Below are 15,495 nucleotides of genomic sequence, written 5' to 3' on the forward strand. Positions count from 1 at the left end.
GGGGTGAATCAGCGGCGCGCAAAGCTCGCCGAACGACTCGACGAACAGCGCCGCGCACAACGCGAACACTATGTTACCGGATCAGTTCGTCCGGCCGGTCGGGCCTTTCGCGCAGCAGAATCGCGCGAGGGCGCAAGACAATCGAGGCGGGGTCAATCCAGGTGGGAAAGGGGCCATCGTCGCTGTCGACGACCTCGCCCCAACCTACGCCAAGCGTTCCGTGGGCGGCAAGGCGAAATTCGCGTCGCAACCGTGCGATCGGGCACACTACGGCGCATCGCGTCGTCGGCCGGTGCGCAATTCGCCGCTCGTCGGCAAAGGCTTGTTCCAGCAACGGGAGGGCGAGGCTCTGCCCAGAGCGCGACGCTCGAGCCCCCCCTTCGGCGGAGCCTGCCGCTCCCGCGTTCGCCGGACGGATGCGAACGTGCGGATCCCCTCGACGAGCGTGAGCTAATCCGCGGGTGCGAGCGTCACTTCACGACGACGAAGCTGTTGCCGTAATCCCCCGAGCGCCCGGCGCAACTGGGGTCGTTCTTCCAGTGCGTGCCGTCGAGGACGAACTTGTACTCATGCCGACCGGGGGGCAGCGTGAGCGCCAGCGAGTAGTACCCGTCGGCGTCGGGGCCTTCCATCGCTTGCCCGGCAGGTTGCCAGTCGTTGAAGAACCCCGCCAAGTACACCTTCTCCGCGGGTTCCGTCGGGCGATAGCGGAACGTCACGCGACTTTTGCCGTCGGGCTGCGGTTCGATCTTCGGCGGACTTAACCGGAGATCCTGATCGGCTGCGGCGACGTTCATCGTCCCCAGCATCATCTCCTCCCACGTCTGGTCGCCCCAGTAGACGACCGCCGTCGGATCGGGATTGAGCGGGTTCTCGGCCGAGTTGTCGAAATGCCCCTCCATGTCGACCACGGTCCCCTGCGGCAATCGCGGCGGCGTCTCGAACATGTAGACGTTCTGCCAATTGAAGTCGTAGCGCGGCACGTCGAGCAAGATTTCGTTCCGACCGTCGGGATACCGCGCCGTCACACGGAAACTCTTCCCGCGGTAGTGCATGTGCGGGGTCAGGCAATACACCAGCAAGTCGCGCGGCGCCTCGTACTTCGCCTTGACGACGTAGTCCGGGTCGCCCGGCGGGATGAGGAACTTGGGGTTGATCGCCGCGGCGGTCGTCACCTCGCGCACGACCTCCTTCGGATCGGCAAAGAACACCCCTGCCTCGCTGACGTCGGTCTGCGGCGAGCCGTTGGGGGTGTAGTGAACCTGGAACACGAACTTCGACCCCGCGGGAACGCGGACCGCTTGCGTCGGCGGGCCGACGATCGGCGGCATCCCCGGGGCGAACGCCGCGACCGCGCGGAACAGCGCATCCTCGCCGCGCCACTTTCCCTTGCGCTCCGGCGGCAGCGAGAACATGATGATGTGGTGCACGACCTCGCGATTGCCGGGACGCGCCTCGGCCCCGCGAATCCAGACGTCCTCGGCGAACCCCGGATCGACGACGAAGTACTTGTACTCGACCGTTCCCTGGGCCGGCACTTCGAACGGTTCGGGCATCTTGTAGATCGCGTCGGGCTGGCCCATTTGCCAGCCGTCGGTGAATTCCGGCAGCGGCGGCGCCTTCGCCAGATCGCCGCTGGGGGTTCCCGCCTCGACCCACTGTCGGAACAACTCCTTCTGTTCGTCCGCCATGCGGGCGTCGTTATGGAATTTGCCGTACGCCGGGTTGGCGTGCCAGGGGGGCATGCGGCTCTGATCGATCGTCTCGAGCGCCGTCTCGGCCCACGCCGCCGCGTCGTCGTAGTTGGTCAGCGCGAACGGGGCGATTTCGCCCGGGCGGTGGCACTTCACGCAGTGCTCGTTAAGGATCGGCGCCACGTGCTCGGCGTACGTCACGGCGCCGGTCGCGACCGCCTCGCGCGGCGGGCTGATCAGGCAGCCCACGGCATCGGTGCGCGGCAAGTCGATCGGCGCGCCGGTCATCAACGCATCGATCGCCGAGCGGAGATGCTCAGTGGTCGCCTTGAGCCGCGCGGAGCCGACGCCGTACTGGTCGTCGATGCGGCCCCGATAGCGAACCACCCGGTCGGCGTCGAGCACGAACGCCTCGGGAGTGCGCGTGGCGCCGAACTGGGCGGCGATCTTTCCGCCCGGATCCTTGAGCACGGGGAACTTGATGCCGTGCTTGTTCGCATAGACGGCGATCTCCTGAAGCGAGTCCTGCTGATTGGCGTTGACGCCGACGATTTGCACCCCTTGGTCGCGGTAGGCGACGTCGAATTCGGCGAGCCGGGCCCCGTAGAGCTTCGCCAGCGGGCACTCAGTCCCCAGAAACACGACGACCACGACCGGCTTGTCATGCCAATCGGCGAGCGACCGCTTGGCGCCCAGGTGGTCGTGCAGCGTGAAGTCGGCGATTCGCTGTTCGAGCGCGACCGTCGCGTCAGCCCCTCGGCCGCTCGTCACGACGAATACGATGCTCGCGCCGACCGCCAGCGACAACAATCCACACCGCAAGGAACTTCGCATCCGTCGCATCGCGTCACGCTCCGCACAGGTTCAATCGATGGGCCCGACGAGGATTGCATCCTACCGCAAGCCAGCGCCCCGGGGCAAACGCGGCAGCAGGCGAGTGCCTGAGCGATTGCGTACGAATTCCCGGCATTTTGCGTTCGCTCCGGCGCCGGTCGTTCACGCCTGAGCGCGAACTTCGATCGTGGTACCAATCGCCCAATTGATGGGTGGCTGGGGTCGAACGAAGCGAGCCCCCAGGGGCTCCGCTGCGCTGCGACTCCAGGCGCCCTTTCAAGGGCGCAAACGGCATGGCTACCCGAACTTCCCCCCGCTCGCCAGCGGGGCGAGAGGCTCTATAATCGATGCGTTGCGCCCCGCGGTTTGTTTCTGGATTGGTTCGAACAATGCTTGCTTTGCCGGAAAAAACCGTCTGCGAGTTCTTCGCCGGCATCGGATTGGTTCACGAGGGCCTGCGCCCCGGCGGGTGGCGGTGCGTGTACGCCGGCGACATTGATCCCAAGAAGCACGACATGCACCGCGGCCACTACGGCGCCAGCGACCTGTTTCACGAAGGAGACATCTGGAACACCGCGGAGGTCCTCGAGCGAATCGCCGTGCCGCCGGCGTTGGCGACCGCGTCGTTCCCCTGCACCGATATGTCGCTGGCCGGCAAGCGCCGCGGGCTGGCCGGCGCGCAAAGCGGCGCCCTGTTCGGGTTTCTCCAAGTGCTCGAAGCCTTGGCCGAGGAACGCCCCCGAATGGTCCTCCTGGAAAACGTGCCGGGGTTTCTCACTTCGCATGGGGGCGAGGATTTCGCCGTTGCGGTTCACGAACTCGCCGACTTAGGATACTGGCTCGACGCGTTCCTGGTCGACGCACGTTGGTTCGTCCCGCAGAGCCGGCCGCGCATGTTCGTCGTCGGCTACCACGAATCGATCCTTGGCCCGCCGCTGGCGATTCGCCGCGAGAGCCCCGAATGGTTCGCCGTCGACGACGCTTGGCAGCAGGCCGTGCGCCGCAGCGGCAAGATGCGGCCCGTAAACCTGTTGCGGGCGATCCAGCGGACCGAACTGCCGACCGGGTGGGCGACCGTCGACGCCGGATGCCCTCCCCAGCGACAGTACGAGCTGGCCGACTTTCTCGACGCCGACGACGCCCAGCCTTGGTGGGACGCCGTCGAGACCGATCGGCATGTCGCGATGATGTCGCCTCGGCATGCCCGAGAGGTCGAGTCGCTGGTGGATGATCCGCGGCGGGTGACGCTGCTCACGGCGTTTCGGCGGGTGCGCGAGGGACAGCAGCGGATGGAGGTCCGCTTCGACGGAGTCGCGGGTTGCCTGCGCACTCCCCGCGGCGGCAGCGCCAAGCAAATCGTGCTGGCTGCGGGGCGCGGTCAATTGCGGCTCCGCTGGATGACTCCCCGCGAATACGCCCGCCTGCAAGGGGCGCCCGACTACACCCTGCCCGGCAACACGATCCAGGCGCTGTTCGGCTTCGGCGACGCGGTTTGCGTTCCGGCGATCCGCTGGATCGACGAGCACATGCTCACCCCGGTTTGGGATGGAGCGGTCGAGCGCGCCGCACAACCGCCCGTCAGCCGGCGACCAACCGTCGTCGCAGTCGGGGGGAGTTGTTAGCGGTCCGTGACGCTTGGTCCGTTGTCCGGAGGATTGATTGCGGATTATTCGCTTCTCCTCGAAACTTCCCTCTCGCCTCTCCCCTTCCCCATGGACGTCTTTACTCCCGCTGTGCGGAGTCGCGTGATGCGCTCCGTGAAGTCGGCCGACACGACCCCGGAACTCGTCGTGCGGCGGATCGTTCACGGGTTGGGGTATCGTTACCGCCTTCACGGTCGCGACCTGCCGGGCTCGCCGGACTTGGTGCTGCCGCGGCACAAGAAGGCGATTTTCGTCCACGGCTGCTTTTGGCATCGCCACCGCTGCCCGAACGGGCAATCGACCCCCGCGACGCGCGTCGAGTATTGGCAAGCCAAATTCGCCAAGAACACGGCTCGCGACGCCGCCAACCTCCGCCGCCTCCGCCGCGCCGGCTGGAGCGTGTTGGTCGTTTGGGAATGTCAAACGAAGGCCTCCAAGTCCGCTGCGCTGGTCCGTCGCTTGGAACGGTTCTTGTCTCAGCCCGAGGCGCCGAGACTGCAGAGGAAACGCAGTTCACGCTGAAACGCGACGGCACGACGAGCACGACGAATCACTCAGGCACACGCCTCCGCCCTTCCTCCGCGATCTCCGCACAGTTGCGTGAGATGACGTTGTTTGCCGCATGAACGACCCGCTCTCCCTTTCCGCTCGCCAGCGAACCGCGTTTCGCAAAAAGCTGCTGGCATGGTTCGCAGAGCACGCTCGCGATTTGCCGTGGCGGCGCTCGCGCGATCCGTATCGCGTGTGGCTCAGCGAGGTGATGCTGCAGCAGACGACCGTCGCGGCGGTGAAGCCGTACTTCGAACGGTTCATCGCCGCGTTTCCGCAGGTTCAGGACCTGGCCGCGGCGGACGAACAACAGGTGCTGCGGATGTGGGAGGGGCTGGGGTACTATCGCCGGGCCCGGGGGCTGTTGGCCGCGGCGAAGAAGATCGTCGCCGAATTCGACGCGGCGTTTCCCCGCGACGTGCCGACGCTGATGACGCTGCCCGGCGTGGGGCGCTACACGGCCGGAGCCGTCGCGTCGATCGCGTTTGACGCCAAGGCCCCGATCGTCGAGGCGAACACGATCCGTGTATTAAGCCGGCTCGTCGGCTATCGCGAGGACCCCTTGCGCACCGCGGGGCAGAAGCTGCTGTGGCGCGTCGCCGAGGATCTGCTTCCCGACAGCGACGTCGCCCGGTTCAATCAAGCGATGATGGAACTGGGCTCGCTCGTCTGCACGCCCCAGGCGCCGAAGTGCCGCGCGTGCCCCGTCGCGACGTACTGCGCGGCGAACCGCCTGAGTTTGCAGGATCAAATTCCCGCGGCGACGCGCAGATTGGAGTTCACCGCCGTCCGCGAGGCGGCGGTCGTCGTTCGCTCCAACGGCAGCGTGCTCATGCGCCAATGTCCTGCGGGCGAACGGTGGGAGGGCCTGTGGGATTTCCCGCGGTTTCCGATCGACGCCGAGGGGCCGCTGTTCGTCGCCGAGGAGTTGGCGAAAAAAGTGCGCGAACAGACCGGCGTCGCCGTTGCGGCGGGGCCGCTGGTGAAGACGCTCAAGCACGGCGTGACGCGCTATCGGATCACGCTGGAATGCTACGAAGCGACTCGATCCGGGGGCCGGGTGCGCTCGACCGCGGAACGCCCCGTACGCTGGACGCCGCTGGCGGAACTCGCCGATCTGCCGCTGAGCGTCACCGGCCGCAAGCTGGCGGCGTTCGTTGCCGAGAAGGTCTCGCGCAGCGGCGCCGAGGGACCGGAGAAGAAACGCCGAGTTTGAGTTCGATCATGCCGGCGTACTCGATCCCACATCCTCGCCGATTGCTGCGCGAGGCGAAGGCGGCGAAGTTCAATACGCCACGTCGACCCACCGCCGCTCGCGGCTGCTGGCGAGCATGGCGTCGCAGATGGCGATCTCGTTGTGGCCGTCGACGAACGTCGCAAAGTCTCCCCCGGGGCGCGTCCCCGCGATGTGCCCGTACACGTTGCGGAACAGGTTCTTGGGGCCGTCGGGGTACGCCTCGTTGTGTCCGCCCGGGTAGTGGGCGTACTCGCGGACGCTTTCGTGCAGCAGGCTCGGATCCTTGAGCATGACCTGGTTCGGTCCGCTACGGCGGCCGATCCATAGCTCGTTGGGCGTTTCCTGATCCCATGCCAGCGCGCACTCGGCGCCGTCGATCTCGAACGACAGCCGATTCTTCCGCCCCGCGGCGCATTGGTTCACCGTCATCACGCCGTGGGCGCCCGAGTCGAACTCCAGCAGCACCGACGCGTAATCCTCGGTGTGAATCGGCACGTCCTCCAACTGCTCGGGCGTGAGAACCTTGCCCGCGTATGTCTCGACCTCGACCTTGGGCCGTTTCCGCACTGGGTGAATCGTCACCAGATCGGCCATGACGCGAACGATCTTCAGCCCCGTGACGAACTGCACGAGATCGCACCAGTGGCTGCCGATATCGGCGATCGCGCGGCTGTCGCCCGACATCTCCGGCACGAGCCGCCAGTTCCAGTCGGTTTCCTGGTGGAGCCAGTCTTGCAGGTAGCTGCCGTGGATCGCCAGCACCCGGCCCACTTCGCCGGTGGTTTGGCACATCGCCCGGGCCTGCTGCACCAGCGGCATATAGCGGTAATTGAAGTCGATCGCGTTCACGACGCCGGCCGCTTCGGCGAGCCGCACCAGCTCGCGCGATTCGTCGCTGTTCATCGCCAGCGGTTTCTCGCTCACCACATGCTTGCCCGCGGCGAGAATGTCGCGATTGACCTCGAAATGAAGGTGGTTGGGCGTGCAGTTGTGAACGACCTGAATGGCGGGGTCGGCGAGCAACGCTTTGTAATCGCCGTACGCCTTGGGGATGTTCAACTCGTGCGCCTTGCGCTCGGCAAGGTCTTGCCCCCGCTCGGCGACCGCCGCAACCTCGACGCATCCCAGCCGGCGCAGCGCCTCGACATGCGCGGGGCCGATGAAACCAGTGCCGATGACGCCAGCTTGGATGAGGGGCATGAGCGGGGGAAGAAGTCGGAGGATAGGGGCAAAAAAGTACGACGACGAAATAGCCAATTGTCCGTGGCCTGCGCCGAGTTGCAAGGAGCGCCCGCGGGGCGGTCGTCCGCTTGAGAGAAGCAAAAAGCCGCGGCCTCCCTCAGGTCGCTGGCAGCGACGCGGCTGGCGTTTAATCCCGTGGCCGGTGGTGCAGGTCGTACTTCCACCGCCCCAGCCGATCCCGCTCGCGGGTCAAACGGAACTCGCGCTCGAACACGGGCGAATACGCCCAGCCGTCGACGAGCGGGGCCCCTTGATAACCGCCGTCGGCCCGCACCAGCAATTGAAAGTCGATCGCCTCGCCGCGGGCGTCGATCAGCCAGTATTCGCGAATACCGGCCTTGTGATAGGCTGCGCGAAGGTGCTTTGTGTCTTTCTCGACGGACGAATCGCTGACGATCTCGCAAACCCAATCGGGGGCGCCGACGAGTTCCATGTAGCGATCGTCGTTGACGCTCCCCGCCGGAGGCGCAAGGGCTCCAGACTCCAATGTCTCCCAAGTTGCAAACAATGCGTCGGGTTCGTTGGATACGCCTGCCGTCGCGTTGGTGATCAATCCGCCGTCGGGATAATACCGGCCCCGGTCAAATTGCCGTACCAGCGGTCCTAATGTCGAATTCAGGGACTCCTTGATCGCCACATGCAAGTCGTAACGCTCCGGGCTCATGTCAATAATTACTCTTCCGTTGACGAACGTGACTCGTCCTCTCTCGGGAAAATCGTCGGAGTACACCCAGGCCCGATAGTCGTCGAGCGTCATTTTCGTCGCGGGAACGACGATGACCGGCGGGGCGTGCAAGTTGGCGAGATCGACGGAAGCCATGATTGCAGTATAACCGATGAGGAGAATCCAGGAGCACAATCTCATTCGACTCGGCACGATTGCAGCGAGCGGCGGGGGGCGTAAGCATCCTGTTTAAGCGACACAACAGGGGGCTTACGCTCCCCCGCTCGCCACGCTATTCAATTCTCTCCACGCTCGCCCATGCGCCGGTTTCGATCGACTTGTCGACCGCCTCGAGCACCGCGACGCATTTGGCCCCGGCGAGGAAGCAGGGACTGGCGCTTTTGTCGTTGGCGATTGCTTGCACCAAGTCGGCCGCCGCGTTGGCGAACGTGTGGTCGTAACCCATCATATGCCCCGGCGGCCACCAAGCGCCGGCGTACGGATGGCACCCCTCGGTGGCGATGATTCGTCTGAATCCGCGGGCGTGCTCGGGGTCGCTCGTGCTGTAATACTCCAGCGTGTTGAGATCCTCGAAGCACCAGGCAAGCGTCCCCTTGCTGCCGTTGATCTCCCACCGGTTGAAGTTCTTCCGCCCCGGCGCCATGCGGGTCGCCTCGAAGCTGCCGATCGCCCCGCCGGCGAACTTGGCCAGAAACAGCGACGCGTCGTCCACCGTCACCCGCTCGGTCCCTTCGCCGGCCGTTGCGGTAAGGCCCGAGGAAGTCCCCTCGGCGGGGCGTTCGGTGACGAAGGTCTTTTTCATGCCGACCGCCTCGGCAATGTCGCCGACCAGGTAGCGAGCGAGGTCGATCGAGTGGGCCCCCAGGTCGCCGTGGGCCCCGCTGCCGGCCGCATCGGCACGCAGGCGCCAGTTCATCGGAAACTGGGGATCGACGAGCCAGTCCTGCAGGTAGGTGAACCGCGCGTGGCGAATCTCGCCAATCTCCCCCGCGGCGATCATCTGCTTGGCGAGCGACACCGCGGGCGTCTTGCGGTAATTGAAGTTGACCATGTGCTTCACCCCCGCGGCCCGCACGGCGGCAAGCATCTCGCGAGCCTCGGCCACGGTGAAGGTCAGCGGCTTTTCGCAGAAGACGTGCTTGCCCGCCTTCGCCGCCGCAACGGCGATCTCGCAGTGCGTGCTCCCCGGGGTCGAGATGTCGACGACGTCGACGTCGGGACGGGCGACGACCTCGCGCCAGTCGGTCGCCGAGTCCTCCCAACCCCACCGGTCGGCGAACTCGCCGACCGCGGCGGCGTCGCGACCGCAAACGACCTTCATCACCGGTTGGGCGGCGAGATCGAAAAACCGGCTCGCCGTCCGCCACGCCTGACTGTGGGCCCGGCCCATGAACTTGTAACCGATCAGGGCGACATTCAACGTTTTCGCAGGCATCGCGGGGCTCCGGCGGAATCGCTACGGGGGGACAATCGCGGCATCGTGCACGACAAGAGCGGCCCATTTTAGCGGTTCCCGCGGCCCCGTGCAGCGGGGCCGCCGGGGGTAGTAATGCCATTTGCGGCCGTGGAAGGGTGGCTGGGGTCGCAGCGCAGCGAAGCCCCCAGGGAATCCGCTGGGGGCTCACTTCGTTCGACCCCAGCCACCCATCAATTTGGCAAATGGCATCACTACCCCGCCGGGCCCTCCGTGCAACGGCAATGTCCTTCAGTTTGAACCGCCAACGACGCCAACAGCCTCAAGGGGAGGTTCGGCTTCCGCGTCAATCGGCGTTTCTCCGCGGTTCGCTGGGGGAAGCATTTCGGGTGCTCGAACCCGGCAGGCGCCGCCCGAACTTCGCGCGGAATTTGCTCGGGCTTCACACGATCTCCATACGGCGGAGCTAAAACGTCGTCGCACCCGGAGGGGACATCCTGAGATCCGCCGGCCGGGGCCGAGTTCGTCGCGACGCGATGCCCGCCTCAGTGCCTTGACCACGTCGCGCGGCTCGGCCCCGGTTTTACTGCCAGCCAACAGGAGCTGCCACGCCCATGCAACGACGTCTGCGGCCCGAGTACTTGCCGACGCCGCGGGAGATCGCCCGCCTGTGCGCCGTGATCCGCGATTCTTGGAGCCCCTCGGAACGTCGCCGACGGACCGTCGACCGCGATTTGCTCATCGCTCACGAGCCCGCCTGGATGCCGCCGACGATCGACACCGCCTCGTGCTTGGCTCGCGTGCGCCACGCGGCGCTGGAACACTCGGCGTAGGCGGATGCGCCGGCCCCGTCGGTTCTCAGGCTTTGAGCAAAGGGACGGGCACGCAAATCGAAAGCGAAGAGATCGCCCCAGAGGCGACGTTCTGCGCACTTGCCTGTCTCCCTTAATCAACCCAACGCCTCATGCCCAACGTCTCGTACCCTGCGGCGAACTGATCCGCCAGTCGCGCGGGGTCGAACGTCTCGGCCGCCCGTCGCCGGGCCTCGTCGCCGAGTTGCTCGCGCAGTGTTTCGCTCTGAAACAAATCGTCCGTCGCTCGGGCGACCTCGGCTCGATTTCCCAGCCTCACGATCTTCGCCGCGGTTTGGTCGGGGCCCAGGGCCTCGCGGTGGGGGGGGGCGGCGGACGCGACGATCGGCAATCCCGCGAGCATCGCCTGCACCATCCCCGCGGGCGCTACGGCCGCCGGGCCAAGCTGCCAGTACGCCTCCGCAGAGGCCAGCGCTTGAGCCAGGGCTTCGGGCCGTTCGTCGACGACGACGCACCCCGGTTCGCTCACCTGATCGGCGTAGCGCCGCAGGTGTTCCGCGGCGGGACCCGTACCGGCGATCACCAGCCGCGCCGCGGGGTGAAGCACGCGCACCAACTCGTAACACCAGATCGCATCGTCGAACCGAGCCCACGGGTGCAGGTCTCCCGCGGTCGCGAGGACGCGCGCTTCCGCGGGAAATCGCCACGTCGCCAGCAGCTCGCCCCGCTCCCCGACGGGTTGTTGCAGCGGCGCGACGGGCGTCGGGACGATCGCGATCTCCGTCCGTTCGACGCCGCAGCTTGCCAGCCAGTTTCGCGTCGCTTCGTCCGCGGCAAACCACCGTTGCACCTGCCCCAGTACCGCCTTGACCAAGGTCGCTCCCCAGGGCGGCAGCGAATCGCGCATGTCGCACGACGTCGCCAGCGGCACGAGCGGCGAGCGGGGTCGCGTGAGCGTCGCCGCCATGAGCGCGGAGATCCCCCAGGCGTGGATCGCCTGCGGCTCGGACCGTCGCAGCAATCGGGCAAGCCGCCCGAGCATGATGGGATCGACATGGCTGCGTCCCGCGAGCGACGTCGTCGGGACCCCCTGCCGCCGCAGCGCGACGCCGCACGCCGGCTCGCACCCCAGCGGGACGAGCGACGTCCTCCACCGCGCCGCGGGAAGTTGCCGAGCCAGCTCGCCGACCCCGGCCGCCGCGTCCTCGCGATCGCACACATGCAGCACATGAACGGGGGAGACCATCAAACGCTAACTCCGAATCGCAATGGCAAATTCAAGTCGACCATTCCTTGTTGAGCTGGTTGCCCCGAAATGCAGAATTCAAACCCGGAGACACGGCGTGCACGGAAAGTTGTTCCACGGCTCCCGACGACCGGCGCCTGCGACAATCCTCGTGGAGACGCCGACTCGTCGATTCTCGGCGACCTCCGTGTTTTTTGTGAGATCTTCGCTTCCGGAGGCCATCGTTGCCCGGGCCGTCTCGCGGGGGCTGACGGGCTCCCGCGGCGACGGTAGTCTGTCGGGATGAACTCCGCAACCGGCGCCTGGACGACGCTCACCCTGGACGGGCGTCCGTGCCATGCCTACCAGCCCCCCGCTCCCTCGCCGCACGGGTATGCGGTGCTCTACCTGCACGGCGAGCATGTGACGTCGCTGGCGGAATTCCCGGCGTTTGGGCGGCTGTTCGACCAGTTCGGACTGCGCTGCCTCTGCCCAGTGGCCGAGCGCAGTTGGTGGAGCGACCGCCTTTGCCCGGATTTCGACCCCGCGAAGTCGGCCGAACGGTACCTCCGCGAGGACATACTGGCCTGGCTTGCCGAGCACTGGGGCGTGAAGCCCCCGCAGATCGCCCTGTTGGGGACGGGCATGGGGGGGCAAGGGGCGTTGCGGCTTGCGTACAAGCATCCCAACACCTTCCCGGTCGTCGCGGCAATCGCCCCGGCGGTCGATTTCCATCGGCGGCTCGAAGCGGGCGACCCGACCCTCGTTCAGATGTACCGGGACGCCGAGGATGCCCGCCAAGACACGGCCACGCTTCACATCCACCCGCTCAACTGGCCCCGTCGACAGTGGTTTTGCTGCGACCCGGCGGACGACGCTTGGTACGACGGCGTCGACCGCTTGCGGATGAAGCTCTACTCGCTCGGCGTGCTGCACGCGTGCGATCTCGACACGTCCGCGGGCGGGCATTCTCCGAGCTACTTCGAGCACATGGCTCCCGCGGCCGTCGAGTTCCTGGTGCAATCACTGGAGAGCGAGCGACTGAGAATGCAAACGTCTGCGGAATAGACTCGTCGCAACACGCGCTCCGCCGCCGCAGAAACCGACATCCCAACTCCCCCGGACCAACGGTCGGCTTGTAACGGTTGCACGGCCTCGGCAGCACGGAGGCGGGGTTGCGTTTTCTCGACGGGTCGTGGCGCCGGCGTCTCCTTTTTGCCGCATTGGATGCATGCAAAATCACTATTAATGCGTCCATGTGCAGTTGTTGCGTCTCCTAGCTCACGCAGCACTCCTCCAGAGGGGGGCGAAACGCGAGCGAGTGATTTGACTTTGGTCATGGGCGGCATACGGTTTTTACGCCAAGGTCGACGGGCTTGTTGCGGTTTTCCGCGTGAGCGCGATTCTGCCTGGGCCGAGTCCTGGCGGCCGATCGACGACGAGGGAGGATGCGCGCACCTCCCCTCCTCGGAGTTGACGGCGCTCGAAGGGCGTCCGACCTGCCGCTGCCCGTCGTCCGCTTCCCTGCGGCGACGATTCACGATTCGCGGAGTCCGACTGATCCTGACAGCCGTCCCGACAAATTGCCGCATCCCGAGGCGAGTGCCATGAGCACGACCATGGTGGCCGATGCCCACGTGATAGAGTTTGACGAGCTCTTGGATCGCTGTTTAGGCAATCTGGAACTCATGGAGCGGGCCATCGAGGCGTTCGTCGCCCAGTTTCCCGCCGAGCTCGATCAGGTGGAAGACGCGCTGGCCCGAGGCTGCAAGACCGAGGCGGCCGCCGTCGCTCATCGGATGAAAGGGTCCGCCTCGAACATTTCGGCGACTGCGCTGGTGACGGAAATCGCGAATCTCGAAACGGCCTCGCTCCGCAGCAGCGGAGACTGTGCGACGCAATCGTGCTCGCGACTCCGCTCGGAATGGGAGCGACTGCTGCAAGCCATCGGTTGAACGAATCGCGGCCGTCGCCGCGCGTTTGACGACCGACCTCAACGAGACGCCCGTTATGCAAGTTCTGGTCGCAGACGACGATCCCATCTCGGTGATGATGCTCGAGGGGGTCCTCACAAACCTCGGGTACTCCGTCGTCGTGGCCAAAGACGGCATCGACGCCTGGGAGAAACTGCGCCGTTGCGATTGCCGGATCGTCGTCTCCGATTGGGAGATGCCCGGCATGGACGGCCTGGAGCTGTGCCGCCGAATCCGCAGCCGAGACGTCGGCTCGTACGTTTACGTCATCCTGCTGACCTCGCGTCGCGGATCGCAGAATCTGGTCGAAGGGCTCCGCGCCGGCGCCGACGACTTCGCCACCAAGCCGTTCGATTCCGCCGAGCTTCGGGTGCGCATGTACGTGGGCGAACGGATCGCCTCGATGGAGAGTCGCGATCTCGTGATCTTCACGCTCGCCAAGCTGGCCGAGTCGCGCGATCCGGAAACCGGGTCTCACCTCGAACGGGTCCGCGAGTACGTCCGCACCCTGGGCGAACGCCTGGCGACCCACGCGAAGTACCAAAGCGAGATCGATCCCGACTTCATCCGAATGATGTACCTCACCAGCCCGCTGCACGACATCGGCAAGGTGGGGATCCCCGACAACGTGCTGCTCAAGCCGGGCAAGCTCACCCCCGAAGAAATGGACTGCATGAAGCAGCACACGATCATCGGGGGAAAAACGCTCGACGCGGCCCTCCGCTCGCATCCGTCGGCGTCGTACCTGCGGATCGCGCGGGACATCGCGTGGACGCATCACGAGCGGTTCGACGGCACGGGGTATCCCAGCGGACTTGCCGGGAATCAAATCCCCCTGTGCGGCCGGATCATGGCGGTCGCCGACGTGTACGATGCGCTCACCACGAAGCGGGTCTACAAAGAGGCGATGCCCCACAGCGAGGCCAAAGAGATCGTCCTCGCCGGCGCCGGCACGCAGTTCGACCCCGTCGTCGTCGAGGCGTTCCTCGAGAGCGAAATCGAATTCCTCCGCATCAAAGAAATGATGGAGGATTTCTGCAATCCCGACGGCGGCGAGGAGATCGACTCCCCGACCCTGGCGAACTCGCTCAATTGAGCTGACGGGTCTCCGCCGGAGTCGCGACGTCGACGCTCGCCGGGCGCGGCGTCTCGACGTGAGCGGCGTCGACGCGCTCGATCGCGACGGCGCGGGCCGCGAAGTTCATGATGATCCCCGTGGCGTCGCGCTCCATCGTCAATTCTTCCGGCTTGTAACCGGCGTCGAGGAACAACTGCCGGCAATCCTCTTCCTCGCGTTCCAGGAAGAACCAATCGACGAGCCATTGATAGTCGGTCTTGTCGTAGCAGTTCATGTCCTTGAAGGCGACGTACAGAACGCCCCCGGCCTTGAGCATCTCGCGCCAGCCCTTGAACATGGCGATCAGCTGCCGGTCGTTAAGATAGTCGCACAGCCCGACGCTGTAGACCACGTCGTACTTGCCGTGCTCGGCGATGAACTTCGCCGGGGCCTGCATCCGCAGGGCGTTGTAGCGGACGAACTCGTACGCCAATCCCTCAGGAGCCGGGGAAAGGGCTCGTTCGGCAAACGACAGCGAGTCCTCGTCGTAGTCGACGAACGTCACCCGCACGTTCTTGCCGGCGGGAATCTCGATCCCGTCGGCAAATTCCCGGCACGGACCGCAGGCGATGTCGACGACCGCCACGTCCCCTTCGCGAGCGGCGATTTCGTCGCTCAAGAACCGTTGAAGGGCGTTCTTGCGGGCCGGCACGGCACGGCCGAGCTCCGTATCCAAAAAGAACAAATCAAGGTAACCGCCCAGGCCGGACGATCTGGGCTGCGCTTCGTAAATCGTGGTCAGCATTTGATAATCGCCGGCGTAGCCTTGAGGCTTCGTCCGGGCGTGATTCATCATCCAGCTTTGGGAAAACCACGGGGCGATCACCTCCTGAAATCGCTGTTGAACGTCCCGAAGCACGGTGTCGTTCAGGCCGATTTCGCCCTCCAGTTGCTTGCAGGCAGACCGAATCTGGTCGAGCAAATCCAGCAACTCGCGATAGCGAGCGTTGCGAGTCGGTTGCTCGTTCGGATCGATCTCCGACTCCAACCGAGCAAGTCCTTCGGTCAACGCCGCCACGTCGACTGCAAAGAAATTCTCAACAACTTCCGGCTGATAAGCGATGGACATG

Annotated in this window: 13 protein-coding genes; 7 read left to right on the plus strand and 6 right to left on the minus strand. The window is 65.7% G+C overall.

Annotation, left to right across the window (positions count from 1 at the left end; translation table 11 throughout):
* Positions 1-470 precede the first annotated feature (470 nt).
* The gene (locus tag KF688_18210; GenBank protein MBX3427619.1) at positions 471-2,528 is read right to left on the minus strand and encodes a redoxin domain-containing protein; all 2,058 of its coding nucleotides are present in this window, start codon (positions 2,526-2,528) and stop codon (positions 471-473) included.
* A gap of 389 nt (positions 2,529-2,917) precedes the next feature.
* On the opposite strand from KF688_18210, the gene KF688_18215 reads away from it, so the two are divergent.
* The 3 genes from KF688_18215 (at position 2,918) to mutY (ending at position 5,936) form a co-directional block, all read left to right on the plus strand.
* Complete coding sequence (locus KF688_18215; GenBank protein MBX3427620.1) at positions 2,918-4,150, plus strand: DNA cytosine methyltransferase; 1,233 nt, start codon at positions 2,918-2,920, stop codon at positions 4,148-4,150.
* A gap of 90 nt (positions 4,151-4,240) precedes the next feature.
* The gene (gene vsr, locus KF688_18220; protein MBX3427621.1) at positions 4,241-4,693 is read left to right on the plus strand and encodes a DNA mismatch endonuclease Vsr; all 453 of its coding nucleotides are present in this window, start codon (positions 4,241-4,243) and stop codon (positions 4,691-4,693) included.
* Between the two features lie 100 nt (positions 4,694-4,793).
* The gene (gene mutY, locus KF688_18225; protein ID MBX3427622.1) at positions 4,794-5,936 is read left to right on the plus strand and encodes an A/G-specific adenine glycosylase; all 1,143 of its coding nucleotides are present in this window, start codon (positions 4,794-4,796) and stop codon (positions 5,934-5,936) included.
* A gap of 69 nt (positions 5,937-6,005) precedes the next feature.
* Here mutY and KF688_18230 read toward each other — a convergent pair whose 3' ends face one another.
* The 3 genes from KF688_18230 to KF688_18240 form a co-directional block, all read right to left on the minus strand.
* Complete coding sequence (locus KF688_18230; protein ID MBX3427623.1) at positions 6,006-7,157, minus strand: Gfo/Idh/MocA family oxidoreductase; 1,152 nt, start codon at positions 7,155-7,157, stop codon at positions 6,006-6,008.
* 169 nt (positions 7,158-7,326) lie between these two features.
* Positions 7,327-8,019: a Uma2 family endonuclease gene (locus KF688_18235; protein MBX3427624.1), complete on the minus strand. Its 693-nt coding sequence runs from the start codon at positions 8,017-8,019 to the stop codon at positions 7,327-7,329.
* Between the two features lie 136 nt (positions 8,020-8,155).
* On the minus strand, positions 8,156-9,319 hold the full coding sequence (locus tag KF688_18240; GenBank protein MBX3427625.1) for a Gfo/Idh/MocA family oxidoreductase: 1,164 nt from the start codon (positions 9,317-9,319) through the stop codon (positions 8,156-8,158).
* A gap of 593 nt (positions 9,320-9,912) precedes the next feature.
* Between KF688_18240 and KF688_18245 the strand changes: the two genes are divergently transcribed.
* Positions 9,913-10,131, plus strand: a complete 219-nt coding sequence (locus KF688_18245) for a hypothetical protein (GenBank protein MBX3427626.1) — start codon at positions 9,913-9,915, stop codon at positions 10,129-10,131.
* Positions 10,132-10,243: 112 nt separating this feature from the next.
* Here KF688_18245 and KF688_18250 read toward each other — a convergent pair whose 3' ends face one another.
* Positions 10,244-11,356, minus strand: coding sequence for a glycosyltransferase family 4 protein (locus tag KF688_18250; protein ID MBX3427627.1), 1,113 nt, complete (start codon positions 11,354-11,356; stop codon positions 10,244-10,246).
* Positions 11,357-11,638: 282 nt separating this feature from the next.
* Here KF688_18250 and KF688_18255 point away from each other — a divergent pair, with 282 nt between their 5' ends.
* From KF688_18255 to KF688_18265, 3 genes are all read left to right on the plus strand, one after another.
* Positions 11,639-12,403 (plus strand): esterase, encoded by a 765-nt coding sequence (locus KF688_18255; protein ID MBX3427628.1) that lies wholly within the window; start codon positions 11,639-11,641, stop codon positions 12,401-12,403.
* A 539-nt stretch (positions 12,404-12,942) separates the two neighbouring features.
* Positions 12,943-13,290: an Hpt domain-containing protein gene (locus tag KF688_18260; protein ID MBX3427629.1), complete on the plus strand. Its 348-nt coding sequence runs from the start codon at positions 12,943-12,945 to the stop codon at positions 13,288-13,290.
* Between the two features lie 55 nt (positions 13,291-13,345).
* Complete coding sequence (locus KF688_18265) at positions 13,346-14,404, plus strand: response regulator (protein ID MBX3427630.1); 1,059 nt, start codon at positions 13,346-13,348, stop codon at positions 14,402-14,404.
* Here the strand turns inward: KF688_18265 and KF688_18270 are convergent.
* Positions 14,397-15,494 carry a methyltransferase domain-containing protein gene (locus KF688_18270; GenBank protein ID MBX3427631.1) on the minus strand — a complete coding sequence of 366 codons (1,098 nt, stop codon included), beginning with the start codon at positions 15,492-15,494 and terminating at the stop codon, positions 14,397-14,399. The two genes, KF688_18265 and KF688_18270, sit on opposite strands and share 8 nt — an antisense overlap.
* Position 15,495 lies beyond the last annotated feature (1 nt).

This window comes from Pirellulales bacterium, from assembly GCA_019636345.1.
Taxonomy (GTDB): Bacteria; Planctomycetota; Planctomycetia; order Pirellulales; family Lacipirellulaceae.